Here is a 25,084-nt window from a genome sequence, read left to right on the forward strand (position 1 = left end):
ACTAATAAAGGGTATGCCAGTTTGGACAAGAATTATACCTAAAGGGCTTTAACTGTTTATAAAAAGAACAAAAATAAAAAACCTTTCCATTTGAAAAGGTTTTGCTGGTTTATTCTTCTTCTGCCTCTACTTTGTCATGACAGCGGTGGCAAATACCATGAAAGGTTAAACGGTGGTCCTTAATTTTAAAGTTCCAGCGGCGCTCTACCGTTTCTTCCACATCTTCAAGTAGATCTTCTTGTATTTCGTCAACTGCTCCACATTCAATACATACTAAATGGTGATGGAAGTGTGCTGCACCTTCTTGTCTCAAGTCGTACCTTGAGACTCCATCTCCAAAGTTTATTTTATCAACAATTTTCAATTCTGTAAGTAATTCTAGAGTTCGATAAACAGTTGCCAATCCAATCTCAGGCGATTTTTCTTTTACAAGGAGGTATACATCTTCCGCACTTAAATGATCCTCTTCATGCTCTAATAACACTCGAACGGTTGCTTCGCGCTGAGGTGTTAACTTGTAACTGGACGAATGTAACTGTTTTTTTATTCTATCAATTCGATTTTCCATCACGAAAGTCCTCCCTCGCCACTGTCAATACCCATTATAACAGATGAGAATAGACTTTCAAAATAAAATAATTACAAATAAGCAAAAATAACCATTATCATATAAAAATAATTATAATTAAGAGTGAATCGATTCAACAATTGATTTCATTAATAATGGTGATATATATGCCTCAATGGCAGCTGCTATGGCAATGAATACGAGAGCGGCTAAAAAGGCTGCAACGTATCCACCTAGCATCGGCATGATTGGTTGGCCCTGTTTTTTCATAAACTGTCTGCGAATCATCTTTAGTGAGAATGCTACTGACAGGGTTGCACCGATAATAAACACTGGGATAATTAATAGATTTTGCGGAAGTACAGATACAAATGATAAAACAAAACCTTCCCAGCCCATTTGATTCACTAAAAAACCGACCGTAAACCCAACAACCATTCCTTTCATAAATAAAAGTATGAGTGTAATTGGTAAGCCGATAATTGACACACCTAATACCCACATGAGCCCCACAAACTTACTGTTATGAAAGAAACTTTGATAAAACAAATCTTTTGATGCCGCTACTTTTCCGTCTGATACTTGTCCGAAAAATTGTGACAAATAATAAAATAAGTCTTCCTTCTGGGTAAAGCTTAAACTATTGACGATAATCGCTCCAAAGATGACCCCCATTAGAAATAACACCACGACAAATAAATAAATCGAGGAGTGCTCGCGGAAATGCATTGCTACGACGTTCTGGTATTTTTTTTTCTTCAATTGCCCTTCCTCCCCTTACAACTCAGTTAGTAAAATGTATGCGAACTCTAGTAAAGGTATGACTAGATAGATTCCAAAACTGTTATAAATCCTCTTGTCCTAACCATAACTTACCAGTTATAATACTCAAAATCTCTATATTTAGGAGGAATATCGAATGAAGCCTATATTAATAGATTTTCCAGAAAAAATAGAATCAGAGCGTCTTTATATTCGACCTTGTATGCCTGGAGACGGTCATCTTGTGTATGAAGCCATTCAAGCTTCCCTAAACGAATTACAACAGTGGCTCCCTTTCGCTCATACAAATCAAACGCTCGAGGAGGTAGAAGAAGGCGTTAGAAAATCGTATGCACAATTTATATTAAAAGAGGATATTCGTCTTCATATTTTCAGAAAAGAGGATCATCAATTTATTGGTTCAACTGGGCTACACCGAATCAATTGGGATGCAGGTTGCTTCGAGATCGGATATTGGTGTGATAGTCGCTTGACAAAAAAGGGGTATATAACTGAATCAACAGCTGCTTTAATAAAAACTGTCTTTGAAGATTTGCAAGCGAATCGTGTGGAAATCCGTTGTGATCCGGATAATATCGCTAGTCGAAGCATTCCTGAAAAACTCGGATTCACCCTAGAAGCCACCTTAAAAAATAATAGTAAAAGTGCGGATGGAAAAACACTGAGGGATACCTGTGTTTTTTCAAAGCTTAAATAAATAGAAGAGACAGTATCTTCTACTGTCTCTTCTAATCAATAATCTTCCCGTACCTTCCACCACCGCCTGCATGGAAATGAAGTTCTCCGTTTCTAGCTGAAACAATTAATTCTGCCACGCGTTTTGGTACAACCTCATGTAAAGCTTCTTCCGGTACGTGGTGGAGAATGGCCATTTCCGTGCCAAAATGATCTAGTAATTTTTGAAAAAGCTTTGGTCCGAGTCCTGGAATGAAGTCTAGAGGAACTTGATGAATATATGGAGGACGCCCCTTCTTTCCCTCTTTAGAGGTTTGAAGCTCTCGTATTCTTGTAGCAACTCCTTTAATGAATTTTGTATGGCCACAAGCTTCACATACTTGATCGGACAACTGCACTTTTTCATGGCAGTTCGCGCATACGGTTTCGTGATACTTGCCAAGCAATGGATCAAGTCCATAATTGGCCTCCACATACTGACCCTCTTGGTTGTATAAAGCCTCCTGAAAGCTAGTAAAAGACAGCTCTTTCATTTTTATCTGCTGATATTCTCTTGCAATTTTCCCTAATGAGTGTGCATCTGAATTCGTCACATACGAATAACGATGAAGCTCACCTATTTGGTCTGCCATTTGCGTATTAGCACTTAATCCAAGCTCTATGCCGTCTATTAAGTTTGGATCAAATACCTCGGTGAGTGACTGTTTTACTCCTTTTCCAAACAAGCTTTTAAAAGGAGTAAATACATGGGCTGGAATAAATAATCCCCCTAGCTCCTTCACCTTTTTCTGCAACTCAAGTCCCGTGACATACACACGCTGTGAGCTTAGGTTGATATTTTTCAAATGATTGGAAAGCCATTGTGAAAATTCCTTTAATTGAGCCATGTCAGGCAAAAAGGCTAGTATATGAATGGGTCCCTTGCAGTTATCGTCATAGATTTCAAGTTCAGAACCCATTAGGATAAGCATGTCTCCATACAGCAAACCACCTCTTGGGGACTCTATTATTTCCCCTTCACTCATCAATGCTTCGATCTCTTGAATGACCTCAGGTGAATGGCAATCGATGATTCCTATGATATCCAATCCTTTAATCGTTCTCGCATGCTGAATAATATTCGTAAACGTTAATGATTTTGACCCCGTTATTTTCACTGCCTTCCCATTCCATGTTCTCCCAATATGGATGTGAAGGTCGGCGAAGTATGAATTCATTTCTTTAATGCCTCTTGAAGTTGTAAGTATTGAACAGCGTAGGCTGTTTTTGCATCATATATTTTTCTCTCTTCTATGTACTCTAGTGCTTCTTCAAGCGTTAGCTCTACTAATGTAACAAATTCATCCTCGTCAGGCGGGGCAGCGTCTTCTTTTTTCTCTAATCCACGTGCCACATATAAATGAACAATTTCATCCGCGAATCCAGGTGATGTGTAAAAAGAAATCAACCAGTCTAGGCTTTTGCATACATAACCTGTCTCTTCTTCTAGCTCACGCTTCGCACAAAGGGATGGTTCTTCTCCCTTTTCAAGCTTTCCTGCAGGGATTTCCACTACATCTCTTTCCAAAGCCTTTCTGTATTGCTCAACCATTACGATTTTTCCTTCATCCGTAATCGCAATAACAGCAACTGCCCCTGGGTGTTTAATCAGTTCGCGTTTCGAATGCTTTCCATTTGGCAGCTCCACATCGTCTACCTGTAACGAGATGATTTTCCCAGAGAAGATCTTTTCTGATTTTATTGTTTTTTCTTCAAAGGATGAACTCATTTGTCTCCACTCCTGTTCTATTGTCAGCTAGTTTCCTCATACATTTTATCATACCTTAATTTGGAGGAAAGTGATGAAAATATACTTACATGAAAAAGGAATTGTTCTTGTCGGGAAAGCATGGGAAATTCGACACAAACTTCTCCAATATTCTAAAGACTATACTCTTGTAAAAGACTGGGTGGAGGATGAGAGAAAGAAAAAGTAATGCTTGTTCTTCGCATCAATGGGAAATTTTCTGTAAAATAATGAGCAGAAGGTAAACTATTTTATAGAAGAAGGTGCTTAATCCCATGGAAAAGAGACGTCTCGGTAAGTCGGATTTGCATGTAACAGAGCTAGGACTTGGATGCATGACGCTTGGAACAGATGCACTTGCAGCAGAACGAATCATCAACGCCGCTCTTGAAGAAGGAGTCAATTATTTTGATACGGCAGACTTATACGATTTTGGAGTGAATGAATCAATTGTCGGACAAGCTTTGAAGCCTGTTCGAGAGCAGGTAATTATTGCAACAAAGGTCGGCAATCGTTGGAACAACAATAAGGATGGTTGGAGCTGGGATCCGAGCAAAACGTATATTAAGGAAGCAGTTAAAGACAGTCTTACTAGACTTGGAACTGATTATATTGATTTATATCAACTTCATGGCGGAACTTTGGATGATCCAATGGATGAAACCATTGAGGCATTTGAAGAACTTGTCAGTGAGGGGTTTGTTAAATACTATGGCATCTCCTCGATCAGACCGAATGTGATTCGTGAATACGCCAGTAAATCGAATATCTCTTCCGTGATGATGCAGTACAGTATCCTTGATCGCCGTCCTGAAGAGGAAGCTCTAAGTATTCTTCGTGAGAATGATATTTCAGTTGTGGCACGAGGACCTGTCGCAAAGGGTTTATTAAGCGATGTTGGTGTGAATAAAATTACGGAAAAGGGTTTTATGGATTATTCAGAGGAAGAGTTACGCTCGCTCTTATTAGAATTGAGAAACCATTTTGGGGATCGATCGTTAACTGAAGTTGCTTTACGCTACGTCCTTCATAACCCGACCATTGCAAGTGTCGTTGCTGGTGCAAGCTCAGTGGAACAAGTGAAAAACAACGCAAAAGCTGTACGCTCTCAACCCTTATCAGAAGGAGAGGTTTCTTTTATTAAGGAAGTTTCAAAAGCAAATGTGTATGGCCAGCATCGGTAATTCGAAAATGCCCGTCTAATAATGGAAGGTCCTTCATCACAAAGATGAAGGACCAATACATACTATCACTTAAATTTCTTCCAATCAAATTCACTTTCATTCAGAAGCTCTTCGAACGTTTTGTTTTTTTCTTTTAGGCGGCGTTCTTCTCTTTTTCTTTCCTCTTCCGCTACCTTTTTAGCTTGAGCTTCTTCCTCTAGTTCATTTTTCGTATTCTTTAATTGTTTAACTAGCTCCACATTCAATAGGTCACCAAGAGTTACTGGTTTGTCTTCGACTTTCTTTTGAGCCGGGCGAGTTTGTTTTTTCTTTTTCATACAAAATCCCTCTCTACATGTTGATGACGAATATTATACCAAATGTTCGGTCATCGTTCTATCCATCACTCAAATGCATCTAATCCGACCTTATCATCAATTATCAACTCAGGCTCAGTGGACGCTATCACATCCTCTACCGTATAGCCCTTTGCCACTTCCACAAGCTTCAACCCATTAGAAGTTACATCAATGACTGCTCTGTCAGTAATAATTCGGTCCACTACACCTTGACCCGTTAAAGGCAAACTACAATTTTTAAGGATTTTTGCGTCACCTTTTTTATTCGTATGCTCCATGATGACAATAATTTTTCTCGCCCCATGAACCAGGTCCATAGCTCCACCCATGCCTTTAATCATTTTCCCTGGAATCATCCAGTTCGCCAAATCTCCATTTTCGGACACTTCCATCCCTCCTAGGATGGCGATATCCACATGCCCACCTCGAATCATCGCAAATGACTCTGCACTATCAAAATAAGCAGCTCCAGGAATAGCCGTAACGGTTTCTTTCCCCGCATTAATCAAGTCCGCGTCTACTTCTTCTTCTTTAGGAAAAGGTCCAATCCCAAGTAATCCATTTTCAGATTGTAGAACGACCTCTTTATCCTTTGATATAAAATTTGCAACAAGAGTTGGCATTCCTATACCTAAATTAACGTAATAGCCACTTTCAATTTCTTTTTCTGCTCTTTTTGCAATTCTTTCACGAATATTTGTCATGTCCCCACTCCCTTTCTAGCCCTGAACGGTTAGTCTTTCAATCCTTTTTTCCTGCTTTCCAACAATGAGTCGCTGAACATAAATGCTCGGCGTATGGATTTCATTCGGGTTTAGTTCTCCTGTTTCATATAAATGTTCTACTTCTGCAATGGTTACTTTTCCTGCTGCGGCAATCATCGGGTTAAAATTACGAGCCGTCTTATGATAAATGAGATTCCCCATTTTATCTCCCTTCCAAGCTCGAACGAGGCTAAAATCGGCTTGCAGGGCCTCTTCTAGTAAATATTCTTTTCCATTAAACACTCTTGTCTCTTTCCCATCAGCAATGGGAGTGCCCACTCCAGCAGGCGTATAAAAGGCAGGGATTCCTGCTCCACCGGCTCGAATCTTTTCAGCTAGCGTCCCTTGTGGGGTCAATTCTACTTCTAGCTCTCCTGACAAAACTTGCCTTTCAAACTCTTTGTTTTCACCCACATAGGATCCAATCATTTTTCTAATTTGCTTATTTTTTAGTAATAGCCCTAGACCCCATTCATCCACTCCACAGTTATTAGAAATGACCGTCAAGTCAGTGACTTTCTTTTCAACGAGAGCTAAAATTAAATTTTCAGGAATGCCACAAAGCCCAAAGCCCCCCACCATAAGAGTTGCACCATCATGAATATCCTTTACCGCCTCTAAATAAGACGTATAAATTGGTTTCACCTCATTCACCCCTTCTCTTTATGTAAACGCTACCACTTTTTATATTTCTAGCGGAAATAGAAAAACCCTTCTATTTCAAGAAAATTTCTATTATTCTTGCATATTTAAAATCAATCACTCTACAATTAACGTATGAAGGGGTGAATAAAACATGACGATTGATTTACCTAAGAAAGCAACAATTATTGAAGTCGGTCCTCGTGATGGGCTTCAAAATGTAAGCGTTTTTATACCAACTGAGGCAAAGCTTCAGTTTATTGACCACTTAAAGAAATCGGGTATTAAAGAAATGGAGATCACCTCCTTTGTCTCACCAAAATGGGTTCCACAAATGCAAGATGCCGAGGAGATTGTCTGGCACTCCCTAGACCCTAACACCCGGACCATTGTCCTAACTCCTAATCGTTCGGGTATTCAGCGCGCTCGCTTGTCCAATTGCCAAGAAATTGCTCTGTTCGTCGGAGTAAGCAACCCGTTTAACCAAAAGAATATTAATCGAACAACGGCTCAGGCAATGGAAGAGCTTCTCCCACTTATAAAAGAGCTAAAAGCTCAAGGTGTTTTTGTACGAGCATGCATTTCAACCGCTTTTTACTGCCCGTTTGAAGGCCGAGTCGAAGAAAGAGAAACGATTCAATTATGCGAGCAATTTGTTCAAGCAGGGGTGGATGAATTAAGTGTTGCAGACACCATCGGGATGGCTGCACCGCACGAATCGTATTCTTTGTTTTCAAAGCTTAATAATCTCTTTTCAACTACACTTATTACAGCCCATTTTCATGACACTCGCGGAATGGGTCTTGCTAATATCTTTGCTGCTCTACAAGCTGGGATTTCCCGCTTTGATACATCTGCAGGGGGAATTGGTGGTTGTCCGTTTGCTCCAGGGGCGTCTGGAAATGTTGCGACTGAGGATGTTGTTTTCATGCTTGAAAGAATGGGAATTCAAACGGGAATACAATTACCTCTCCTTGTTCAGGCCATAGATGTTATCGCTCCTCATCTTCCCAAACCAATTTCAAGCTCCTTTTATACTCTTCAGTCAAAAGCTTAGAGATGCTTTCTAAGCTTTTTTTTGTTTTAAATTCCTGTTGAATGGTAAAATTAAGTAAAACATGTATCGGAGGGATGTTTGCCTGAGAAAAGCACTCCGTTTCCTTTTTGCCTTTTTTTTATTTTTGATCACGTTTGGCCTTTATTTTACGAATCGGATCATGTATATGAGAACAAAGGATCCCCTTTTCGTTGTTGATCGGGAACAGACGGCAGGTCGTTACAACCCTGATGATTTTGATCGAATTCCTAAACGCGAAGTACTCATTACTTCACCATTTGGATACCAATTAAAAGCCATTGTGCTGGAACCACATCATACAAAGAAGTACGTGATTATTTGTCATGGCGTTACCGAAAACAAAATCAATTCCATTAAATACATGAATTTGTTTATCGAAAGAGGTTTTAACGCGGTTATTTATGACCACCGTCGTCACGGAGAATCTGGAGGAAAAACCACCAGCTACGGTCATTATGAAAAATTTGATTTAAAAGCGATTGTTGACTGGTTAAAAGCAGACCAAGGCCCACATCTCCTTCTTGGTATTCATGGGGAATCAATGGGTGCCGCAACCATGCTATTGTATGCAGGAATGCTTGAGGATGGGGCAGATTTTTACATCGCTGATTGTCCCTTCTCTGACTTTAAGGCGCAGCTTGCTTATCGTTTAAAGAGAGAATTAAAGCTTCCTGGAAAGGTGTTTCTCCCTGTCGCAGATTTGTTCCTGCGAATGCGCGATCGCTACTCCTTACAAAGCATCGCTCCGATTACCGTTATTGACTCGATTAAAAAACCGATTCTTTTTATTCACAGCAAAAAGGATGATTTTATTCTTCCAACGATGACACAAGCCTTGTATGAAAAGAAGAAGGGACCCAAAAAATTATTTCTCGCTGAAAATGGGGTCCATGCCCAATCACTGAATGAAAACAAAGAGGACTACGAACAGGTGATTGATGAATTTCTCCATGACTTTGTGTTCTCTCCTCTATTAAGTGAGTAATAAAACACAAGCCGAGACTTCTCTAGCGTCTCGGCTTCTCTTCTGCAATGACTTTCTTTTCCTTATCCAGTGCCCGAATATAAGGGTATTTTTTCATTTCAAAAAAATACCTCTTTCCTTCTTTTTCGATTATGGTTAAATTGACGTATTGATTGCCAGTTTCCGATCCTTCAATAGATACAATGTCCCCACTTTCTATCTGTCCATATGTAAGCTGAAATCTACTCAGAATTTTCCCCTGACTACTATAATCATATATATCTCGGTAATAGACGGTTAGTGGGTTAGTTCCTTTATATTCCCAATGATTACCACCTTCATTCGTCCAGCCTTTCTCTTCATCTCCCTCCAGGTATGCGATGCTTATCGCATCAAAATCTTCTCCTTCATGCTCTTGAGCAGTTGTATACATGATGATGGCTCCATCCGTAAGCTTTTCTTCTACAATCGTTTCTTTTACTTCAAAAGGCACTGCCACTTCTATAGTTGCTGCCCGACATGATGTGAGTAGAATAGCAATACCAATTAGCAGTATTCCTCGCCAATTTCGCATATCATCCCCCCACTATCAGTGAATGTAAGAAACATCCAAAAAATGCTAATTTTCTATAAAAAGAAAAACAGATCCACTTTTGTAGTAGATCTGCTCGTTAAATAGTTCTATTTTGTTTTATCGACAAAGGCCATTCTTGGGTTTAGGTATTGTCCTACACTTTTTAATTGGAATGTATTTGCATTCTGAGAGAAATCAATTTTTAGTTCTTCATCAAGAAATACTGCCTTTGATTTTTCGATATACACCGTTTGCTCGTTCGTTTCAATGGCTGTATCATCATCCTCATCCAGCTCATTCACTAACCATAGAGTTGGTACACCACTTACTACACACCCACAGCCTTCTATATCGTACTTTAGCTTCAAAAAGCCTTGCTTTCCACTTATCTTCTCGGTAATCTTTTGTGCTGCTATTTCTGTTATCGTAATATTCATTGTCTGTTCCTCCAGCTTTTCATCATGTTTCCTACGCCACTTCATATAATCATTGTAACATAGCGTTTTTTTATTGCCCTATGATTTGCTTTTCGGCAATGAATTCTTTACGATATTATTACATTTTTTTTGTAGGAGTGGTCAGTTTGTCGAAGGTTCAGATTAAAGTAATGGACAACGGTTCTTTCCGTGTGACTGGTGAGGTTGAATTGATTGATATGGAAGGAAATGTATTTGAAACGAAACCCACGTTCTCTTTATGCCGATGTGGTCTCTCATCCAAACGTCCCTTTTGCGATGGATCGCATAAAGGAAAGTTTCAAGCCCGTGATCGCGCAGTAAAAACTCCTGAATAAACTTCAAGCAGCGGTTTCCTTTCGGAGACTGCTCTTACTCTTTCATTTGTACATCTACAATGCTCGAAAGGGGGACTCGGTGAACCTCCCCAAAATGATCAACAATATGAAGCCTTTGCTGAAGCTCATCCCAATAATGGATTTGTCCGATAATCAATTCGTGCTTCCGGTAACGATAATGAGTGACCATCACCGCTTGATGCTCCTCCATCGCCGCTAATAACAGATGGTTCATCTCCTCCAGCTTTTGTTCATCCATCTCTTTTTCTTTCTCGTAAGAATCCTCTTCCGCCCAATCGCGCAATAGCTTAACATGCTCAGGAAGCATCATTGATGTCCACTTGATTCTTCCTCTATCTCGAATCATCCTTGTTCCTCCTTACCTCTTATGACCGCCAACTAGCTTAGCACGATGCTTCGCCGTTCCCGCTGCTGTATACGATACCGCACGCAATAGAGCGCCATGTCCGTACCGATTGCGGATACGGTCCACAACATACCCGAGCTCTCGTTCCTTCCAGCCATTCGGTTCAAAAATATTTAACTGATAGTCTGTATCATCACAAATATTGCTAAGGGCGATGGAGATTTTCCGTACCGTTTTTCCTTCGTAGTGCTCCGCAAATAGACGTAGACAAACGTCATACAGCTCCATCGTCACGTTTGTCGGTACCTCAATTGACCGCGAACGGTAAAAGCCTCCACCGAACTCGTCCTGACTATAACCAATGCCGAAGCTAATCGTTCGACCTGCCTTCTTATGGGTTCGTGCTCTTCTCGCGACCTCTTCACACATTTCTAGAATGACGCGTTTGATTTCTACTTCCTCTTTATAATCACGAAGCAAAATTTGACTCTTTCCAAAACTAATTTGTCCCTCCATAATCGGTGCTCCAATTTCGGATAAATCCACTCCCCACGCATGATGGTACAGTTGATTCCCCATAATCCCAAACTTTTTCTCAAGCTTTTTCAAATCAAAGCGAGCAAGCTGACCAACCGTAAAAATTCCCATTCCATTTAATGTTTTCTCTACCCTTCTTCCGATTCCCCACATCTCACGTAAAGGAGAAACATTCCAAAGCTTTGTTTTTACATCCTCGTACGTCCATTCAGCAATTCCCTTCTTTTTCGCTTCCAAATCAAGACAAAGCTTTGATAGTAGCATGTTCGGACCAATTCCAATCGCACAGGGCAGCTGAAATTCTCGCTCAATATCATCACGAATCTTCTGTGCAACCGTCCATGCATCTCCCCATAAATGAAGGGCTCCATCAATTTTTAGAAAGCTCTCATCGACGCTATACGTATGAATAGCTTCTTTTGGAACGTAACGATGAAACACCTTCGTAATTTCAGTGGAAATACGTAAATAAGTAGCCATTTTCGGCTCAACTACTTGAATTTTCGGATCGTCTGGAATTTCAAACTTCCTTGATCCGGTTTTAATACCAAATTCCTTCTTTAACTTCGGTGATGCAGCTAATACAATACTTCCCTCTCGCTCTTTATCTCCAATCACTGCCAAATAACACTCAAGTGGATCTAACCCTTCAATAACAGCTGAACAGCTAGCATAAAAACTCTTCATGTCCACACATAAAATGGTTTGATGGGGCAACTCACTGTAATTAATCATCGTGTTCTCTCTCTCCCAAACATCAAATAGGAACATTCGTTCTCTTTTTTTAGTATATTCTTATATTAAGCGAATATACGTTCGGTTTCAATGGAAATTTTATTCTATTTCCTTTTGTGAATATTGGTAAGTTATAATGGCTTAAGAAGAGGTGTAAGGGAATGGAGAAGAAACTTATTTATAAAATGCTTAGGCAATGCTTTCAGCAGTACGAGCATGAGGCAAGTGAAGAGGACTATGAGAAGTTATGCGAACGGGTGGTTGAAGAAGCCGAAGGAGCTCAAGTTGCTTTATATGAACTCATTAATGACGTCGTATACGAATACCTAACCAATTAAAAAAAAAATCACCTATTATAAAGGTGATTTTTATTTTTTATCGAAAAAGCCGCCAACAAAGCGTTCAGCTAACCCTGGGATGAGATTGTAGATGGTACTCCCCATATTCATCCAGCCTGGAAGGTTAAGCTCACGCTTAGGGTTGAGCATTAATTGAATAATTTTTTCGGCAACATAATCCGATTTCAGCATGAATCGATTCACGTTTTTCACGTAGTTTCCTGATTTATCAGCAATTGAAAAGAAATTGGTTTCAATCGGACCAGGGTTTACCGCCGATACACGTATATTTGATTTTGCAAGCTCTAGTCGTAAGCTATTCGTAAATCCTAACACTGCATGCTTCGTAGCCGAATATCCACTGGACTTAGGAGTGGCAAGCTTTCCCGCCTGTGAGGCAATATTAATGATATGACCTGAATTTTGAGCCATCATCACAGGAAGAACCTCTTTCGTACAAGCCATTAAACCGAGTACGTTCACTTGAAACATTTTTTCAATATCAGCAAAATCGGCCTCATGGAAGGAATCAAACACGCCAAACCCAGCATTGTTTACGAGAATATCGATATGGCCGACCTCTTGCTTAATTTGTGAAAACACCTGTTGAACCTGATCGATATCACCAACATCCAACTGAAAAAACAAGGCATTCGTACCCGTTTTTCGGTTAATTTCCTCACCAATTGTTTGTAGCTTGTCAATAGAACGAGCTACAAGAATGGGCCGCGCTCCGCGCTCAGCCGCCATAAGAGCCACCTTTTCTCCAATCCCTGATGAAGCTCCTGTTATAACAATATGTTTCCCTTTTAATTGTTCCAATACAATCACCATCTTCTTATCTATGTAGCATTTGTCGAGCTACATATAACTTACCACAAACCCTTTAAAAAAAGCTAAAAAATCATGCATATGTATTCACTACCTCGATTAGCTTTCTTACGCCTACCCTCAACTGCTCTTCATTGGCGTAAGAATAACTCAAACGAAGCGAAGAGGAAAATCCTTGTTGCAAAGGATCACAAATCAATCCAGGAACAAAGGAAACCGAATTCTCCATCGCTTTCGGTAACAATTTTTCTGTCGGAAGAGGGTCAGGAAGCTGAACCCATAAATTTAAGCCTCCATCAGGACTTACCCAGCTCCAATTCGTCTTCTGTAATTCTTCCTCCATAATTTCCATACGAATTTGCAGAGCAATTCTAAGTTTTTCTAGGTGCTGCTGCAACCGGGGAGAGGAAAAATAATGAAGAAAGATTTTTTGATTAAGTAGTGGGGAGCCATTATCGGCAAGTGCTTTCACTGTAAGCAAGCCATCTTTCAAGGCAGGTGGAACAATACAAGCTGCCACACGTAGTCCAGGTGAAACGTATTTGCAAAAGCTTCTCACATAAATGACGACACCAGCTGTATCAAATGTATAAAGAGGCGGTGGTGGAGCTTTTTCGAAATAAATATCGTGATACGCATCATCCTCAACAATTAAACAGTTGTATCGTTCAGCTAATTCCACTAACTTCTTTCGTTGTGCCGTTGGGACCGTATAACCGGTTGGATTATGAAAGGTTGGGTTCATATAAAACAGTCTCGGCTTGTATTTTTTCATAAGCATTTCAACTTGCTCTAAATCATAGCCATAAGGCTGAATATCGATGGCTATCAAATGGGCATCCTGACTTTTAAAAATATCAATTGCAGCACTATAGCTTGGCTGCTCCAGTAGCACCGTATCTCTTGGTTTGATAAATAATTGAGAGATTAGATGGAGAGCTTGCTGAGAGCCTGAAGTGATGAGGATATCATCAAGGGAAAGATGAGTTTTATAGCATTTAATAAAATAGTTCGCCAATGTATCACGCAGCTCCATATCCCCTTGTACGGTAGAGTAGGTAGAAAGCACCTTAGGATACAAATCAAAAACCTTTTTTACATAATCTGATAAGAAGTGATTTGGCAATAGATTAGGATCAATTAATGCTTGTGAAAACTGATATTGAACGCTTTGCTGATGTATGTCAGATAGGTTGTATGTTTTCTCATTAGCTCGAAGCAAAGAGTGGCCATCTACAGGGGGTGTGGAACTTCCTTGAACATAATAACCAGATTTATCTTTTACAAACACCTTACCTTGTTGCTTCAGCATTTGATAAGCTTTGAAAACGGTCAGCCGATGAACATTCATTTCCAATGACAATTCACGAATCGACGGCAACTTGTCACCAGTCTTCCAGTCCGAACGCTCTATTCTTTGCCATAAATACTCGTATACTTCCTCAAAAAGATACTTTCGTTGTGCGTGTTTACTCATTAAAGACACCCCCTTATGATTTTTGATTGTAACATAATTTACCATCATCTGTTCTGTTCATCTAAAACTGTTCTATTCTTCTAGCGGTATGATTAGTGGCAAGGAGGAATGGAGAATGATTATTTTGTTTTATTTACTTATGTGCTTTATCTTTGGAACCACCTTTTTAGCGATTAAAATAGGTGTAGATGCGGGAATCCCACCTTTTTTCGGTGCAGGACTTCGATTTTTCAGTGCCGGGTTTCTATTATTTCTATTTATGAGGTGGAAGGACAAGGTTTCTTTAAAAATACTTTTTAGAAAAGAGCTCTTTTTTACTGGGGTAGGGTTAACGTTTGGAACATTCGCCACATTATATTGGGCTGAACAGTATGTTTCTTCAGGAGTAGCAGCGGTTCTATCGGCAACAGGACCAATGATGATTTTAATCATATCTTCCCTCTTGCTAAAACAAAAAACGTCTCATACATCCATGATAGGATGTATGATTGGATTGGCTGGAGTAGTCGTGTTAATTTTACCGAGCATTTCTTTAAACGTACATTTCTTATGGATCATGGGATGTCTAGCAATCGTAGTAGGTGAAGTGTTTTATGCTTCAGGGACGATTTATACCAAACAGGTGAAGGAGAAAATCGTTGCTTCTCCCCTTGTATTAAACGCCGTTCAAATGATGCACGGTGGTTTCCTTTTATTGCTACTATCATTGATAACAGAGAAGGTTCAACCATCATCATTGATTCACACAGCATCCATCGGTTCCCTTCTTTATCTAATCATCATTGGCTCTATGGTTGGACATAGCCTATATTATTGGCTTGTGACAAAAACGGATCCTGTCTTCCCGTCCACATGGCTATATATTTCACCTCTTATCGCTGTTGGCTTAGGTGTCACCTTCTATCAAGAAGAAATGACATGGTATACCGGGATTGGTGCCGCTACCATTTTGTTAGGGACGATTTTAGTGAACTACCCTGCTTTACAATCTCTACTATGGAAAAAAACTCTTTCGCAAAAAGGGTAAAATGAAGCTCCTTGCCTTTTTTAGGAAGGAGCTTCATTTATTTTTATAGAGCCGCACTGTAAACAAATGTGCCATTTACCTTTGTATCTTGTATTTTTTTACCATCTAATAAATAGTCTAACTGTGCGATGGATTCTGAAATGGTCAACCCCAGCTGTCTCTTGTAGACCGAAGGAAATAAGCGTTGACATATTTGAAAAGCAGTCATAGATTCCTGCTCCAGCCATTCCTTCACTTGCTCAGCGCGCAAAATTTGATGAGATAGTCTCTTTTCAACAAGACCATGAACATCCGTTACCTCTTCTCCATGACCCGTATAAGTAAGACGAATAGGAAGGGTAAGAAGCTTCTGCAAGGATTCATTGACTTGTAGCTGTGGTTTTGGACGTTCTCTCTCTCCTGGGAGCGGGGGCTCTAGAAGCGGATTCGCAGAAATATGAGCCAAAAGAAGATCTCCCCCAATCAACACCCCATCCTTTTTACGAAATAGACCGATCTGACTCTGGGCATGACCAGGCGTTTCAATCACAGTCCATTCAGGTAATCCTATCGGAACTTCCCCCTCAGAAAGCGTACCTGATAACGATCGGTTGCAGGAAAACAAGAGCATTTGTTTCATTCCACCGATAAAAGGGTCATAATACTTGTCCGGAATGCCACAATCCACAAACAGCTGCCGATAGAAAGAATCGTAGTCATGATAAAACTCTTTGGTTCGATTCAGCCAGCGTTCATTGTTAGCATGTCCGTAAACCTCTAAATCAGGAGAAAACTGATCGAGCAAGCCTGCATGATCCGGATGATCATGGGTTAGTATGACTTGTTCGATATCTGTTAGCTGGAGACCAAGTTGAGCTAGTTGATTTTGAAGCGATACAAATGCTTCCTCCGTATTTGGGCCGACGTCTATTAATGTCAAACGTTCCCCCCTTATTACATACACGTTCACATCGCCGACTGGAAAAGGAGTAGGCAAAACAAGCTTTGCAATTCCATCACGCCATTCTATCATATTCAAACCCCTTGATTATAATTGTTATATAACAATAGTACATATGTATATTTTACCCAATGTTGTTAAGAATGTCATTATTTTCATATATTGTTTTTTGAAAAATGCGAAAAGTCAGGCTGCATTCCCTCTTGACAGAAGGGCTTGTTATCTTGCATAATCACTAGTAAATCATTTAGAGCGTTAAAGTGGCAATGAATAAGACCAGTACGTGGCAAAAGACGAAAGAGAGTAAAGCTCACCGGCTGAAAGGCTTTACCGTCCCTTACCCACCGAACCTACCTTATGAGCTGTTAGGCAAACCTAACCGTGTTCTCCGGCGTTAACGGATTTGAGTTTCATGTTTGCGAGAAGTGCGCAAACATGAAAATGAAGGTGGTACCACGGAAGCTTAGACCTTTCGTCCTTATTAGGATGAAGGGTCTTTTTGTTTATAAATGGATTTTAGGAGGAAGAAACGTGGAGAAAATAGCGATTATCGGAGCAGGATCAATGTCAGAGGCATTAGTAGCGGGGATTGTGGAAAATCAATTAATCAACCCTGAAAAAATATGGGTGACCAATCGCAGCAATGCAGATAGACTGGCAACACTTCACGAGCAATACGGCGTAAGCTCCACGTATGATCATCGTGAACTACTGGAAGGAGCAGACATGGTTTTACTAGCGATGAAGCCAAAGGATGCTGCAGCCTCCATTGAACAAGTACGGCATTTATTAAAGTCTAACATGCTGATTGTCTCTGTTTTAGCAGGTATCTCAATGGATTCGATTGAATTACTCTCACAAAAGCAGCTTGCGATCGTTCGCGCGATGCCTAATACATCGGCAACAGTTGGCCTATCTGCCACAGCAATTGCTGTCAATGACAAAGTAGATGACGATCAAAAAAGAAATGTGCAAATGCTTTTTGATACAGTGGGGATGACAGCTTTTGTAGAGGAACACCAGTTAGATGCGGTCACAGGCCTATCCGGTAGTGGTCCTGCCTATATCTATTATTTGATCGAAGCAATGGAAAAAAGCGCCGTCGAAATAGGCTTAGAACGAGACATGGCACAACAATTAATTGTTCAAACCTTAATAGGGGCAGCACAAATGGTAGCCAAAACGACAAAAACACCACAGGAGCTTCGCCATGCGGTAACAAGTCCTGGCGGAACAACAGAAGCTGGATTAAAAATCCTTGCTGCTCACGGAGTTCAGGAAGCGTTTGTGGAATGTATAAAAGAAGCAACTGCTCAATCTAAACGGTTAGGGAAAAATATTGCGGAGCAGATGGAGAGTGTGCAGAGGACTTTGTAGTAAATTATGTATTTACCGCTCCTTTTCTAACTAACGCACCCGTTTGTATTACAAGGTCAGCCAGATTTCTGGTTGACCTTTTTTATCTATTGATAGGCTTCCTCAGTAGCTACTCCATCTGATTTGGTAATCTGAAGATCTATATAACACACTTAATTCTTTGCAATCAACCTATCAATGGTCTGTGATACATCTTGTAAAATCGTTTTCCATTTTTCCCTTAAAGTTTTGCTTAATCCTATATGGAACCTTATCTCATAAGGCTCTACTCCTATGAGATACCCCTTTTTTGATTCTTTCTGTTGATACAATGATTGAAACAAGTGAAAGTTATGCACTGATATGTTTAAAGTTTGATATTCATGTAAATTAGCAAGTGGATAAACGGTAAGCTCTCCTGGTTTGTTTCCTGAAAATACAGCATCCACAATGATTACAAATGTAGCTTTCATTATTTGATCGATGCAGTAATCAATATCTGATTCTCCAATCAAAAAAGATACATGCGGGGTACGATTCAGAATTGAAAGTTGCTCAATTAGATAAATTCCAATTCCATCATCCATCATCAATTGATTGCCAATACCTAAAACAATTATTTTTTCCATTAAAGCACCTTTATGGTTTTTACTTGTTTTCCTGGACTATATACATGAGTCGCACATGACATACACGGATCAAAGGAACGAAGAATTCTGCCAATCTCTGCAGGTTTATCTGGATTCTGAATGGGCGTACCGACTAAGGCTTCTTCAGCAGTACCTCTAAAACCATTATCATCCCTAGTTGAGAAATCCCATGTGGAAGGAGTAATGATTTGATAGAAGGAGATTTTCTTATCTCGAATCTTTAGCCAATGGCCTAATGCCCCTCTCGTTGTATCCACTAACCCCCTTCCAGATGCCAATTCTGGGAGTTCATATTTTTTTTGTACATCTACTCCTGGAATGATTTGCTGAAGTAAAATTTTCATAATCTCTGTGATTTTCTTTGCTTCTAGTGCTCTGGCAATCGTTCGATCCATAGCGGAGATTCCGTTATTATACGCTCCACTTAATATTAATCTTGCCAACGGTCCGACCTCAATAGGGAGTCCATTATATCTTGGTGCCTTCACCCAGGAATAGGCTTTTTCTTTGTCCATATTCGGCTCTGTCACTTCTTCATTTGCTTGATTGCTGTTAGTTATTGATTTGAAATAGGAGTAATCTATTTTTTCTTGAATTTTACGTTCATCAAATGCTTCGACAGATTCCATTGTGGATACAAGTGGATCCACATATAGTGTGCCTAACTCCTTATAATGGTTAAAAGCACCATAGGTTAAAAGGTTGCCATACCCTCCGCCTATGCGAAAATAGTCTGCATAGAAGTGCGCAATGTCATATACATCTGGGATCATTTTTTCATCAATAAATCTGGTAATCTTCCCTAAAATAGAATCGATATGAACGACTTTCTCGGCTGTCGCCTGTGTTGTTATCCCTCCAATAAAAACCCCATGATTATGAGGAGCTTTACCACCTAAAACGGCTAACATCTCGTGAGCTAGACGACTGAACTTGAGGGAATCGAAGTAATGCTGTGAAATCCGGTCATTAATGTTTTTGGGTAATCGAAAATCGTCATGGTCGGACTGAAAAAGAGAATTTTGTTCAATCTTTACATAGTCAGGAACAGTATATTGATAAAAATGGCGGATATGATTTTGTAAAAACTCACAACAATGAATGATATCTCGTAAATATTTTCCTTGTTCCATTGGTTCAATGTTTAACGCATCTTCTAAGGCAAGAGATGAAGCCATTGAGTGGGCTGCAGAGCAAATGCCGCATATTCGCTGAGTAAAATAAACGGCATCGAACGGACTTCTTCCTACTAACATTTGCTCAAAGCCGCGAAATAAATTTCCTTTTGTTTTGACATCAACGACTTGATTCTGCTCGATAATCACATCAATTTCCATAAAACCGCTTATTCGTGTCAACGGATTAATCACAATTCTCTTACTCATTCTTCACCACCCTTGTCGTGTCATAACTAATGAACGGCGCCATGGCATCTGGAAAACCAAACTGAGCACAGCCAATGCATGGCGTATTATCTCCTATCGGCCAATTCACATGACCATTCCATTGCCTTGTTGGACAATCTACTCTCGTCACAGGGCCCCGGCATCCGAGCTTAAATAAACATGTTTTATCCCCTAATTTTTCAGCAAAAATCCCTCGGTCAAAAAATGGCCTTCTTGGACACCGGTCATGGATAAGCGTGCTATAAAACATTAATGGTCGGTCTAAGTTGTCTGTTTCCGGCTCCCCATATAATAAAAGATGCGCTAATGTCCCTAAAAACCAGTCTGGATGAACAGGACATCCGGGAAGTTTAATCATATTTTTGTCGGGCAGGACCTGTTGCAGCCCTACAGATTGGGATGGATTGGGTTTTGCTGCTGACACCCCGCCATGTGTGGCACAAGCCCCCACGGCTAAAATATGTGAAGCCTTTTCCCCGAGCATCTTAGCTGCTTGAAGGCCTGTAAGAGGTTTTCCTTGCCAGCTGCCGATAATATTGAATAAACCATTGTTTTTTAACGCCACAGCTCCTTCAACTGCTAAAATATACTCTTCGTCCATTGCCTTTATTAGTTTCTCGATCGCCTGCTCTCCTTCAGCAGCCATTAAACTATTGCAAAACTTAAGATCAACCATTGAATTTAATGTGTACTCAAAGTCGGGATTCTGCCCATTTAACAAGGAAATGATATTACCGGAACAACCATTTAATTCTAAGTAAATGAGGTTTTTTTTCTTGATAATTCTCTTTTCGAGACTCTCCAGGACAGTACTTGTTAACCTTTCCGCAATGGCTTCATTTGTTAAAGACTCTGGTGGCAAAATTTGCCCTTCCATTAAACCAACCTCCCTACAACAGGCAGTGTTGCTAAGATCGATTGTTGCCCAGCATGACAAGAAGCAAATTCCTGCGTATAATCTCTGCCTGCAATTAAGCCAAAGTGGGTAGCAGCTGCCCAAGTCCGATTGTTTGTCACATCATAGACAATGCCATTGACTGCAACATAAGCTGGCCTCCCATTTTTCCCAGTAAAAGTGGCTAATTCTCCAATTGTAAACGTTCGTTGATTAGACTGTGATATAGGTGGTGTGGGTAAAGGTGTAATGGGAGGAATTTGTGACTGATTTAAATTCCCTGACGGAATTGGAATAGATGGTTGTGAAGGTAAAATATGATCACTATTCTTCGCTTGATTTGCCAGCCATTCACTAAGAAAATGAATAGTTGATAGTGCATCCCATAACCGTTGAAGAATTTGTGGCTTCATGGAAGTGTCACTCAAGGTAGATAACGTATAGATATCATGACGTGCTTGTGTAACAAGATAATTTATTTGCATTCTAATCATTTCGATGTTTTGCATGATGCTCTCCCCTTTAGGCATTTTGCACCTATCCTATGCTTACATATCAAAATGATTAACAAATTCTAGGCAATAGCTGACCAGATAGGCGATTAAGTCTTCTTGTTGTACCAACAGCTGTTTTTAAAAGTAGTTTCCCGGATTGAATATGACAGGATGTAATTTGACCAATTACACTTGCATCCTTTCCCATCTCATGATTCTTCAAGATATCAAGTGCCTTTTGTTTGTCATTTGAATCAACGATGATAACTACTTTTCCTTCATTTGCTAGATAAAGAGGATCATAACCTAAAATATCACATGCACCTTGAACATCCTTACGTGCTGGAATAGAAGCTTCATCTATTTCAATTGTAAAACCAAAGTCTTCACATAGCTCTACTAGTGTTGTGGCTAATCCCCCCCTTGTCGGATCCCGCATGATCCGAATTCCTTTGATTTCCTCCAAGAGTTCATGAATCAGGTGGTTTAATAATGCACAATCACTTCTAACATCTGTGAGCAACCCTAGCTCCTGGCGTGCACTCAGGATAGCGACCCCATGATCCCCTATTGTACCGCTAATGATTACAGAATCTCCTTCTTGAACCATTTCAGGTTTCAATCGATGCTGTTCTTGCATCACACCAATCCCTGTCGTATTAATAAATAGGCCATCCACACTCCCCTTTTCGACTACTTTCGTATCACCGGCAATAATGTTCACCCCGGCTCTTTCTGCTTCCCCTGCCATAGTGTTAACAATCTCTTTTAGATTTTTTATTGGAAACCCTTCTTCGATAATAAATCCAGCAGTTATCACGTGAGGAATAGCACCACTTACAGCTAAATCGTTCACTGTTCCTGTTATAGCCAGCTTCCCTATATTTCCACCAGGAAAGAAAATAGGTTTTATCACATAACTATCTGTTGTTACAGCGATGGTTTGTGTAGGAATGGCAAGAATTGCAGAATCAAACAGTGTTTGCTCTGAATGTCCAAATGATTGGATAAAGATATCTTGTATCAGTTGGTGTGTTAACTCTCCACCTTCGCCATGAGCTAGACTAATTCGCTGCACTACGGTTACACCTCCCTCATGAATTGATAATGTGCCGCACAGGTTCCTTCTGTTGATACCATACAAGGACCAATAGGGTGAGTTGGAGTACAACCTTTATTGAACAGTACACACTCTTCTGGTGTAATTAATCCCCGAACGATTTCACCACAGCGGCATTTAGTTCCTCTCGGCTCCCCTACCAAAATATTAAACTTCTTTTTTGCATCGTATTGCGCATATTTCTCTTTGAGAACTAATCCACTTTTGGGAATGGTCCCCATCCCTCTCCATGCTTCGTCATGGACTTCTAAATATTCTTCTAGTAAACTTTGAGCAACGACATTTCCTTTATCTCTTACAACATATGTATAATCATTGATGATTTTAACCTTTTTTTCCAGCTGATGATTCAGAAGCTTATAAATCCCACTTAGTAACTGAACGGGTTCAAAACCAGTAATGACACCCGAAATAGCATATTCTTCCACTAAATAACGGTAGCTCTGTTTTCCTAAAACAACGGAAACATGACCAGGCAAAAGAAATCCATCAAGCTTTACTTCTCCCGAGCTAAGAAGTGCTCTTAAAACAGGCTCCACCAATTTTGTTGTCATCCATATCGAATAATTATTTACATCCTTTCTTGCTGCCTCTCGAACAGCAAGAGCAAGAATTGGAATCGTTGTTTCAAATCCAATTCCTAAAAAAATGACTTCCTTATCAGGATTTTCCTCTGCTATTTTCACACTATCTAATGGAGAGTAAACGACTCTGATATCCTTTCCATCTGTCTTCGCTTTCATTAAAGTAGATTTAGAACCAGGAACACGCATCATATCGCCAAAAGTACAAAGAATGGTGTTAGGCTCTTCTGATAATTGGATCATTGCATCGATCGACTTTTGATCTGTAACACATACAGGACATCCCGGTCCCGCAATCAACTGTACATAATCTTTCAATCTCGATTTTATTCCTGTTTTGGCTAATGCCATCGTATGTGAACCACATACCTCCATAAATACTGGAATTCTGCCTTTTTCTTCTTTAAATCTCTTCGCTAAATCGATAACTGCTTCAACTGAATTACGAGTTAAGACCGGATCTGAAAAAAGGTCCATGTCTGCCATCTAACACATTCCTCCATTCTTCTATACTCTCTTTGGCATATTCCTCATCCACTACGGTAATGGCCTGCCCCGCATGGAGTAAAACATAATCGTCGATCCTAACCTCTGGAACAAAAAAGGTCCCTACATACATCCTCGAACCCATTACATCTACTAGAGCTCTTTCCCCTTCAATTTCAATGACTTTAGCCGGTACTCCTAAGCACAAATTAATTCACCACCTTCATTTTCTTTTATCATCCTTACAACTGATTAGCAGCAATGATAATTTGTCCTAATGATAAGCCTCCATCGTGACAGGGTACATGTTTATGTGTATAGACGTTAAATCCTTCTTTTTGAAGACCTTTCTGAATCTCTCTGGCAAGAAAAACGTTTTGGAAGGACCCTCCTGACAGCACGACCGTTCTATTTAATTCTGGTCTATTCCTCAATAGTTTTAAAATCATCTGTATACAGCAAGACACCAATGTGGTATGAAATTTCTGTATGATTGCAGTAGTGGATTGTTGAAGTTTGTCTTTAATGATTTGAAAAATCATAGGAGATAAGTCAAGTTGAAGTTGGTTTGGAGTACTTGTTATTAGATGATATGAATACATCTCACCTGTGCTTTCAAGTTTGGTTCTATTCATACAATCAGATAATTTGATCGCTGCCTCTCCTTCATACGTTGAGATCGTACATATACCGAGAATGGCACTAATAGCATCAAATAAGCGGCCACATGTTCCAGCCATAGGAGAATTCATCTGATGGACTATCATTTGTTCCATAATGTTTATTTCTATTAATCTCTCAGGAAAAAGTTCCATACATAATTCTTTTCCCTTCTGCGGCCAGTAATAAAGTAGCATCCCAACTGCATTTCTCCACGGTTCTTTCACGGCTTTTTCTCCACCTGGAAGAGGAGTGTATTTCAGGTGAGCCAGTCGTTCAAAAGATTTTGCGTCTCCATATAGAAATTCAAAGCCCCAAATATTCCCGTCTTCTCCATATCCTGTACCATCTAATATAATACCTAAACAAGGTTCGGTAAGACCGTTATCTTCCATACAAGATACATGGTGTGCATGGTGGTGTTGAATGGATATGATTTTACGATTGAGTTTTTGGGCGATAGAAGTGGATGTGTATAGTGGGTGCTTGTCGACAGCCACATTCACTTCTTTAACCCCTAGAAATTCTTTATAATGCTGCAGTTGCTCTTCAAAGGAGGCAAACATTTCTTCGTTTTCTAAATCACCTACATGAGGACTCATGACAATGTTATTCTGTATTCCGACGGAGAATGTATTCTTTTGGTTCCCTCCTAATGCAATAATATGATCCACATTAGATGTTGTTTTCAGCGGCTCTGGAACAAATCCTCTAGCACGCCGTACAAATATCGTATTTTCTTCATCACATTGAACAACCGAATCATCAATAGGAAACTCGATTTTACGGTTATGAGTTAAGATATAATCACATATGTTTTGTAAAGGTTCTAAATGAGTAGCTTTATATAAAATAGGAAAGCCAGAAGGATTCGCACTCGTCAACACGATACATTCCAACTTATGTTTTTTAAATAAAAGATGATGTAAAGGAGTATAGGGTAGCATCACTCCAATAGTCGACAAACCTGGAGAAATATTTTGTGGTAATACTCCCTCTCTTTTTCTTTTTAAAATAACAATCGGCATTTCG

General features: G+C 39.9%; 31 protein-coding genes. 9 read left to right on the forward strand and 22 right to left on the reverse strand.

Annotated elements, in window-relative coordinates; all coding sequences use genetic code 11:
- Window positions 1-109 precede the first annotated feature (109 nt).
- Together fur and spoIIM are read right to left on the reverse strand one after the other, a co-directional pair.
- Window positions 110-568 (reverse strand): ferric iron uptake transcriptional regulator, encoded by a 459-nt coding sequence (gene fur / locus ACGLXV_RS16610; RefSeq protein ID WP_119709011.1) that lies wholly within the window; start codon window positions 566-568, stop codon window positions 110-112.
- Between the two features lie 117 nt (window positions 569-685).
- On the reverse strand, window positions 686-1,330 hold the full coding sequence (gene spoIIM, locus ACGLXV_RS16615) for a stage II sporulation protein M (RefSeq protein WP_119709012.1): 645 nt from the start codon (window positions 1,328-1,330) through the stop codon (window positions 686-688).
- Between the two features lie 157 nt (window positions 1,331-1,487).
- Between spoIIM and ACGLXV_RS16620 the strand changes: the two genes are divergently transcribed.
- A complete protein-coding gene (locus ACGLXV_RS16620; RefSeq protein WP_391559504.1) occupies window positions 1,488-2,048 on the forward strand; it encodes a GNAT family N-acetyltransferase in 561 nt (186 codons plus the stop codon).
- Between the two features lie 31 nt (window positions 2,049-2,079).
- On the opposite strand, the gene ACGLXV_RS16625 is transcribed toward ACGLXV_RS16620, so the two are convergent.
- Together ACGLXV_RS16625 and ACGLXV_RS16630 are read right to left on the reverse strand one after the other, a co-directional pair.
- On the reverse strand, window positions 2,080-3,243 hold the full coding sequence (locus ACGLXV_RS16625) for an endonuclease Q family protein (RefSeq protein ID WP_391559505.1): 1,164 nt from the start codon (window positions 3,241-3,243) through the stop codon (window positions 2,080-2,082).
- Window positions 3,240-3,794 carry an NUDIX hydrolase gene (locus ACGLXV_RS16630; RefSeq protein WP_391559506.1) on the reverse strand — a complete coding sequence of 185 codons (555 nt, stop codon included), beginning with the start codon at window positions 3,792-3,794 and terminating at the stop codon, window positions 3,240-3,242. Before ACGLXV_RS16630 ends, ACGLXV_RS16625 begins: the two co-directional genes overlap by 4 nt.
- A gap of 73 nt (window positions 3,795-3,867) precedes the next feature.
- Here ACGLXV_RS16630 and mciZ point away from each other — a divergent pair, with 73 nt between their 5' ends.
- Together mciZ and ACGLXV_RS16640 are read left to right on the forward strand one after the other, a co-directional pair.
- Complete coding sequence (gene mciZ, locus ACGLXV_RS16635) at window positions 3,868-4,002, forward strand: Z-ring formation inhibitor MciZ (RefSeq protein ID WP_391559507.1); 135 nt, start codon at window positions 3,868-3,870, stop codon at window positions 4,000-4,002.
- 85 nt (window positions 4,003-4,087) lie between these two features.
- Window positions 4,088-4,996: an aldo/keto reductase gene (locus ACGLXV_RS16640; RefSeq protein WP_391559508.1), complete on the forward strand. Its 909-nt coding sequence runs from the start codon at window positions 4,088-4,090 to the stop codon at window positions 4,994-4,996.
- 65 nt (window positions 4,997-5,061) lie between these two features.
- Here ACGLXV_RS16640 and ACGLXV_RS16645 read toward each other — a convergent pair whose 3' ends face one another.
- The 3 genes from ACGLXV_RS16645 to ACGLXV_RS16655 all read right to left on the reverse strand — a co-directional run bounded on the left by ACGLXV_RS16645 (window position 5,062) and on the right by ACGLXV_RS16655 (window position 6,743).
- Window positions 5,062-5,313 carry a YqkE family protein gene (locus tag ACGLXV_RS16645; RefSeq protein ID WP_119709018.1) on the reverse strand — a complete coding sequence of 84 codons (252 nt, stop codon included), beginning with the start codon at window positions 5,311-5,313 and terminating at the stop codon, window positions 5,062-5,064.
- A 65-nt stretch (window positions 5,314-5,378) separates the two neighbouring features.
- On the reverse strand, window positions 5,379-6,038 hold the full coding sequence (locus tag ACGLXV_RS16650; protein ID WP_391559509.1) for a CoA transferase subunit B: 660 nt from the start codon (window positions 6,036-6,038) through the stop codon (window positions 5,379-5,381).
- Between the two features lie 15 nt (window positions 6,039-6,053).
- Window positions 6,054-6,743, reverse strand: coding sequence for a CoA transferase subunit A (locus ACGLXV_RS16655; RefSeq protein WP_119709020.1), 690 nt, complete (start codon window positions 6,741-6,743; stop codon window positions 6,054-6,056).
- A 151-nt stretch (window positions 6,744-6,894) separates the two neighbouring features.
- Here ACGLXV_RS16655 and ACGLXV_RS16660 point away from each other — a divergent pair, with 151 nt between their 5' ends.
- Window positions 6,895-7,797, forward strand: coding sequence for a hydroxymethylglutaryl-CoA lyase (locus ACGLXV_RS16660; RefSeq protein ID WP_391559510.1), 903 nt, complete (start codon window positions 6,895-6,897; stop codon window positions 7,795-7,797).
- An 82-nt stretch (window positions 7,798-7,879) separates the two neighbouring features.
- A complete protein-coding gene (locus ACGLXV_RS16665) occupies window positions 7,880-8,803 on the forward strand; it encodes an alpha/beta hydrolase (protein WP_391559526.1) in 924 nt (307 codons plus the stop codon).
- Window positions 8,804-8,825: 22 nt separating this feature from the next.
- On the opposite strand, the gene ACGLXV_RS16670 is transcribed toward ACGLXV_RS16665, so the two are convergent.
- On the reverse strand, window positions 8,826-9,356 hold the full coding sequence (locus ACGLXV_RS16670) for a hypothetical protein (protein WP_391559511.1): 531 nt from the start codon (window positions 9,354-9,356) through the stop codon (window positions 8,826-8,828).
- A 107-nt stretch (window positions 9,357-9,463) separates the two neighbouring features.
- On the reverse strand, window positions 9,464-9,793 hold the full coding sequence (locus ACGLXV_RS16675) for an iron-sulfur cluster biosynthesis family protein (protein ID WP_391559512.1): 330 nt from the start codon (window positions 9,791-9,793) through the stop codon (window positions 9,464-9,466).
- Between the two features lie 146 nt (window positions 9,794-9,939).
- Between ACGLXV_RS16675 and ACGLXV_RS16680 the strand changes: the two genes are divergently transcribed.
- Window positions 9,940-10,149: a CDGSH iron-sulfur domain-containing protein gene (locus ACGLXV_RS16680; protein WP_391559513.1), complete on the forward strand. Its 210-nt coding sequence runs from the start codon at window positions 9,940-9,942 to the stop codon at window positions 10,147-10,149.
- A 34-nt stretch (window positions 10,150-10,183) separates the two neighbouring features.
- Here ACGLXV_RS16680 and ACGLXV_RS16685 read toward each other — a convergent pair whose 3' ends face one another.
- Window positions 10,184-10,516 (reverse strand): YolD-like family protein, encoded by a 333-nt coding sequence (locus ACGLXV_RS16685; protein ID WP_119709030.1) that lies wholly within the window; start codon window positions 10,514-10,516, stop codon window positions 10,184-10,186.
- Window positions 10,517-10,528: 12 nt separating this feature from the next.
- On the reverse strand, window positions 10,529-11,788 hold the full coding sequence (locus ACGLXV_RS16690) for a Y-family DNA polymerase (RefSeq protein ID WP_119710654.1): 1,260 nt from the start codon (window positions 11,786-11,788) through the stop codon (window positions 10,529-10,531).
- A gap of 161 nt (window positions 11,789-11,949) precedes the next feature.
- On the opposite strand from ACGLXV_RS16690, the gene ACGLXV_RS16695 reads away from it, so the two are divergent.
- Entirely contained in the window at window positions 11,950-12,126 is a 177-nt protein-coding gene (locus tag ACGLXV_RS16695; protein WP_119709031.1) for a YqzH family protein, read from the forward strand.
- A 30-nt stretch (window positions 12,127-12,156) separates the two neighbouring features.
- Here ACGLXV_RS16695 and ACGLXV_RS16700 read toward each other — a convergent pair whose 3' ends face one another.
- Complete coding sequence (locus tag ACGLXV_RS16700; RefSeq protein ID WP_391559514.1) at window positions 12,157-12,948, reverse strand: SDR family NAD(P)-dependent oxidoreductase; 792 nt, start codon at window positions 12,946-12,948, stop codon at window positions 12,157-12,159.
- A gap of 82 nt (window positions 12,949-13,030) precedes the next feature.
- On the reverse strand, window positions 13,031-14,434 hold the full coding sequence (locus ACGLXV_RS16705; protein ID WP_391559515.1) for an aminotransferase-like domain-containing protein: 1,404 nt from the start codon (window positions 14,432-14,434) through the stop codon (window positions 13,031-13,033).
- A 115-nt stretch (window positions 14,435-14,549) separates the two neighbouring features.
- On the opposite strand from ACGLXV_RS16705, the gene ACGLXV_RS16710 reads away from it, so the two are divergent.
- A complete protein-coding gene (locus ACGLXV_RS16710; protein WP_391559516.1) occupies window positions 14,550-15,461 on the forward strand; it encodes a DMT family transporter in 912 nt (303 codons plus the stop codon).
- A gap of 43 nt (window positions 15,462-15,504) precedes the next feature.
- Here ACGLXV_RS16710 and ACGLXV_RS16715 read toward each other — a convergent pair whose 3' ends face one another.
- Window positions 15,505-16,473 carry an MBL fold metallo-hydrolase gene (locus tag ACGLXV_RS16715; RefSeq protein WP_391559517.1) on the reverse strand — a complete coding sequence of 323 codons (969 nt, stop codon included), beginning with the start codon at window positions 16,471-16,473 and terminating at the stop codon, window positions 15,505-15,507.
- Window positions 16,474-16,932: 459 nt separating this feature from the next.
- On the opposite strand from ACGLXV_RS16715, the gene proC reads away from it, so the two are divergent.
- A complete protein-coding gene (proC, locus tag ACGLXV_RS16720; protein WP_391559518.1) occupies window positions 16,933-17,778 on the forward strand; it encodes a pyrroline-5-carboxylate reductase in 846 nt (281 codons plus the stop codon).
- A 152-nt stretch (window positions 17,779-17,930) separates the two neighbouring features.
- On the opposite strand, the gene ACGLXV_RS16725 is transcribed toward proC, so the two are convergent.
- The 8 genes from ACGLXV_RS16725 to ACGLXV_RS16760 all read right to left on the reverse strand — a co-directional run.
- Window positions 17,931-18,386 (reverse strand): hydrogenase maturation protease, encoded by a 456-nt coding sequence (locus ACGLXV_RS16725; RefSeq protein WP_119709036.1) that lies wholly within the window; start codon window positions 18,384-18,386, stop codon window positions 17,931-17,933.
- Complete coding sequence (locus tag ACGLXV_RS16730; protein ID WP_391559519.1) at window positions 18,386-19,792, reverse strand: nickel-dependent hydrogenase large subunit; 1,407 nt, start codon at window positions 19,790-19,792, stop codon at window positions 18,386-18,388. The genes ACGLXV_RS16725 and ACGLXV_RS16730 overlap by 1 nt, the downstream gene beginning before the upstream one ends.
- Window positions 19,785-20,690, reverse strand: coding sequence for a hydrogenase small subunit (locus tag ACGLXV_RS16735; protein ID WP_391559520.1), 906 nt, complete (start codon window positions 20,688-20,690; stop codon window positions 19,785-19,787). The genes ACGLXV_RS16730 and ACGLXV_RS16735 overlap by 8 nt, the downstream gene beginning before the upstream one ends.
- Entirely contained in the window at window positions 20,690-21,217 is a 528-nt protein-coding gene (locus ACGLXV_RS16740; protein ID WP_391559521.1) for a cytochrome b5 domain-containing protein, read from the reverse strand. Before ACGLXV_RS16740 ends, ACGLXV_RS16735 begins: the two co-directional genes overlap by 1 nt.
- 55 nt (window positions 21,218-21,272) lie before the next feature.
- Window positions 21,273-22,280, reverse strand: a complete 1,008-nt coding sequence (gene hypE, locus ACGLXV_RS16745; protein ID WP_391559522.1) for a hydrogenase expression/formation protein HypE — start codon at window positions 22,278-22,280, stop codon at window positions 21,273-21,275.
- A 5-nt stretch (window positions 22,281-22,285) separates the two neighbouring features.
- The gene (hypD, locus tag ACGLXV_RS16750; protein WP_391559523.1) at window positions 22,286-23,392 is read right to left on the reverse strand and encodes a hydrogenase formation protein HypD; all 1,107 of its coding nucleotides are present in this window, start codon (window positions 23,390-23,392) and stop codon (window positions 22,286-22,288) included.
- Window positions 23,349-23,600: a HypC/HybG/HupF family hydrogenase formation chaperone gene (locus ACGLXV_RS16755; protein WP_391559524.1), complete on the reverse strand. Its 252-nt coding sequence runs from the start codon at window positions 23,598-23,600 to the stop codon at window positions 23,349-23,351. Before ACGLXV_RS16755 ends, hypD begins: the two co-directional genes overlap by 44 nt.
- A gap of 34 nt (window positions 23,601-23,634) precedes the next feature.
- Window positions 23,635-25,084 (reverse strand): Kae1-like domain-containing protein (locus tag ACGLXV_RS16760; protein WP_391559525.1); only part of this gene is annotated, 1,450 nt, incomplete at its 5' end.

The organism is Robertmurraya sp. (genome assembly GCF_036676585.1).
Lineage (GTDB): Bacteria > Bacillota > Bacilli > Bacillales > Cytobacillaceae > Robertmurraya_A.

Coding starts and splice junctions, on each gene's coding strand:
- ACGLXV_RS16735 (WP_391559520.1), bottom strand. CDS start 20,690: ATGGAAGGGCAAATTTTGCCACCAGAGTCTTTAACAAATGAAGCCATT.
- ACGLXV_RS16670 (WP_391559511.1), bottom strand. CDS start 9,356: ATGCGAAATTGGCGAGGAATACTGCTAATTGGTATTGCTATTCTACTC.
- ACGLXV_RS16660 (WP_391559510.1), top strand. CDS start 6,895: ATGACGATTGATTTACCTAAGAAAGCAACAATTATTGAAGTCGGTCCT.
- ACGLXV_RS16715 (WP_391559517.1), bottom strand. CDS start 16,473: ATGATAGAATGGCGTGATGGAATTGCAAAGCTTGTTTTGCCTACTCCT.
- ACGLXV_RS16630 (WP_391559506.1), bottom strand. CDS start 3,794: ATGAGTTCATCCTTTGAAGAAAAAACAATAAAATCAGAAAAGATCTTC.
- ACGLXV_RS16625 (WP_391559505.1), bottom strand. CDS start 3,243: ATGAATTCATACTTCGCCGACCTTCACATCCATATTGGGAGAACATGG.
- ACGLXV_RS16740 (WP_391559521.1), bottom strand. CDS start 21,217: ATGCAAAACATCGAAATGATTAGAATGCAAATAAATTATCTTGTTACA.
- ACGLXV_RS16710 (WP_391559516.1), top strand. CDS start 14,550: ATGATTATTTTGTTTTATTTACTTATGTGCTTTATCTTTGGAACCACC.
- ACGLXV_RS16675 (WP_391559512.1), bottom strand. CDS start 9,793: ATGAATATTACGATAACAGAAATAGCAGCACAAAAGATTACCGAGAAG.
- ACGLXV_RS16725 (WP_119709036.1), bottom strand. CDS start 18,386: ATGGAAAAAATAATTGTTTTAGGTATTGGCAATCAATTGATGATGGAT.
- ACGLXV_RS16730 (WP_391559519.1), bottom strand. CDS start 19,792: ATGAGTAAGAGAATTGTGATTAATCCGTTGACACGAATAAGCGGTTTT.
- hypD (WP_391559523.1), bottom strand. CDS start 23,392: ATGGCAGACATGGACCTTTTTTCAGATCCGGTCTTAACTCGTAATTCA.
- ACGLXV_RS16620 (WP_391559504.1), top strand. CDS start 1,488: ATGAAGCCTATATTAATAGATTTTCCAGAAAAAATAGAATCAGAGCGT.
- ACGLXV_RS16695 (WP_119709031.1), top strand. CDS start 11,950: ATGGAGAAGAAACTTATTTATAAAATGCTTAGGCAATGCTTTCAGCAG.
- ACGLXV_RS16650 (WP_391559509.1), bottom strand. CDS start 6,038: ATGACAAATATTCGTGAAAGAATTGCAAAAAGAGCAGAAAAAGAAATT.
- ACGLXV_RS16685 (WP_119709030.1), bottom strand. CDS start 10,516: ATGATTCGAGATAGAGGAAGAATCAAGTGGACATCAATGATGCTTCCT.
- ACGLXV_RS16645 (WP_119709018.1), bottom strand. CDS start 5,313: ATGAAAAAGAAAAAACAAACTCGCCCGGCTCAAAAGAAAGTCGAAGAC.
- ACGLXV_RS16705 (WP_391559515.1), bottom strand. CDS start 14,434: ATGAGTAAACACGCACAACGAAAGTATCTTTTTGAGGAAGTATACGAG.
- ACGLXV_RS16640 (WP_391559508.1), top strand. CDS start 4,088: ATGGAAAAGAGACGTCTCGGTAAGTCGGATTTGCATGTAACAGAGCTA.
- mciZ (WP_391559507.1), top strand. CDS start 3,868: ATGAAAATATACTTACATGAAAAAGGAATTGTTCTTGTCGGGAAAGCA.
- fur (WP_119709011.1), bottom strand. CDS start 568: ATGGAAAATCGAATTGATAGAATAAAAAAACAGTTACATTCGTCCAGT.
- ACGLXV_RS16690 (WP_119710654.1), bottom strand. CDS start 11,788: ATGATTAATTACAGTGAGTTGCCCCATCAAACCATTTTATGTGTGGAC.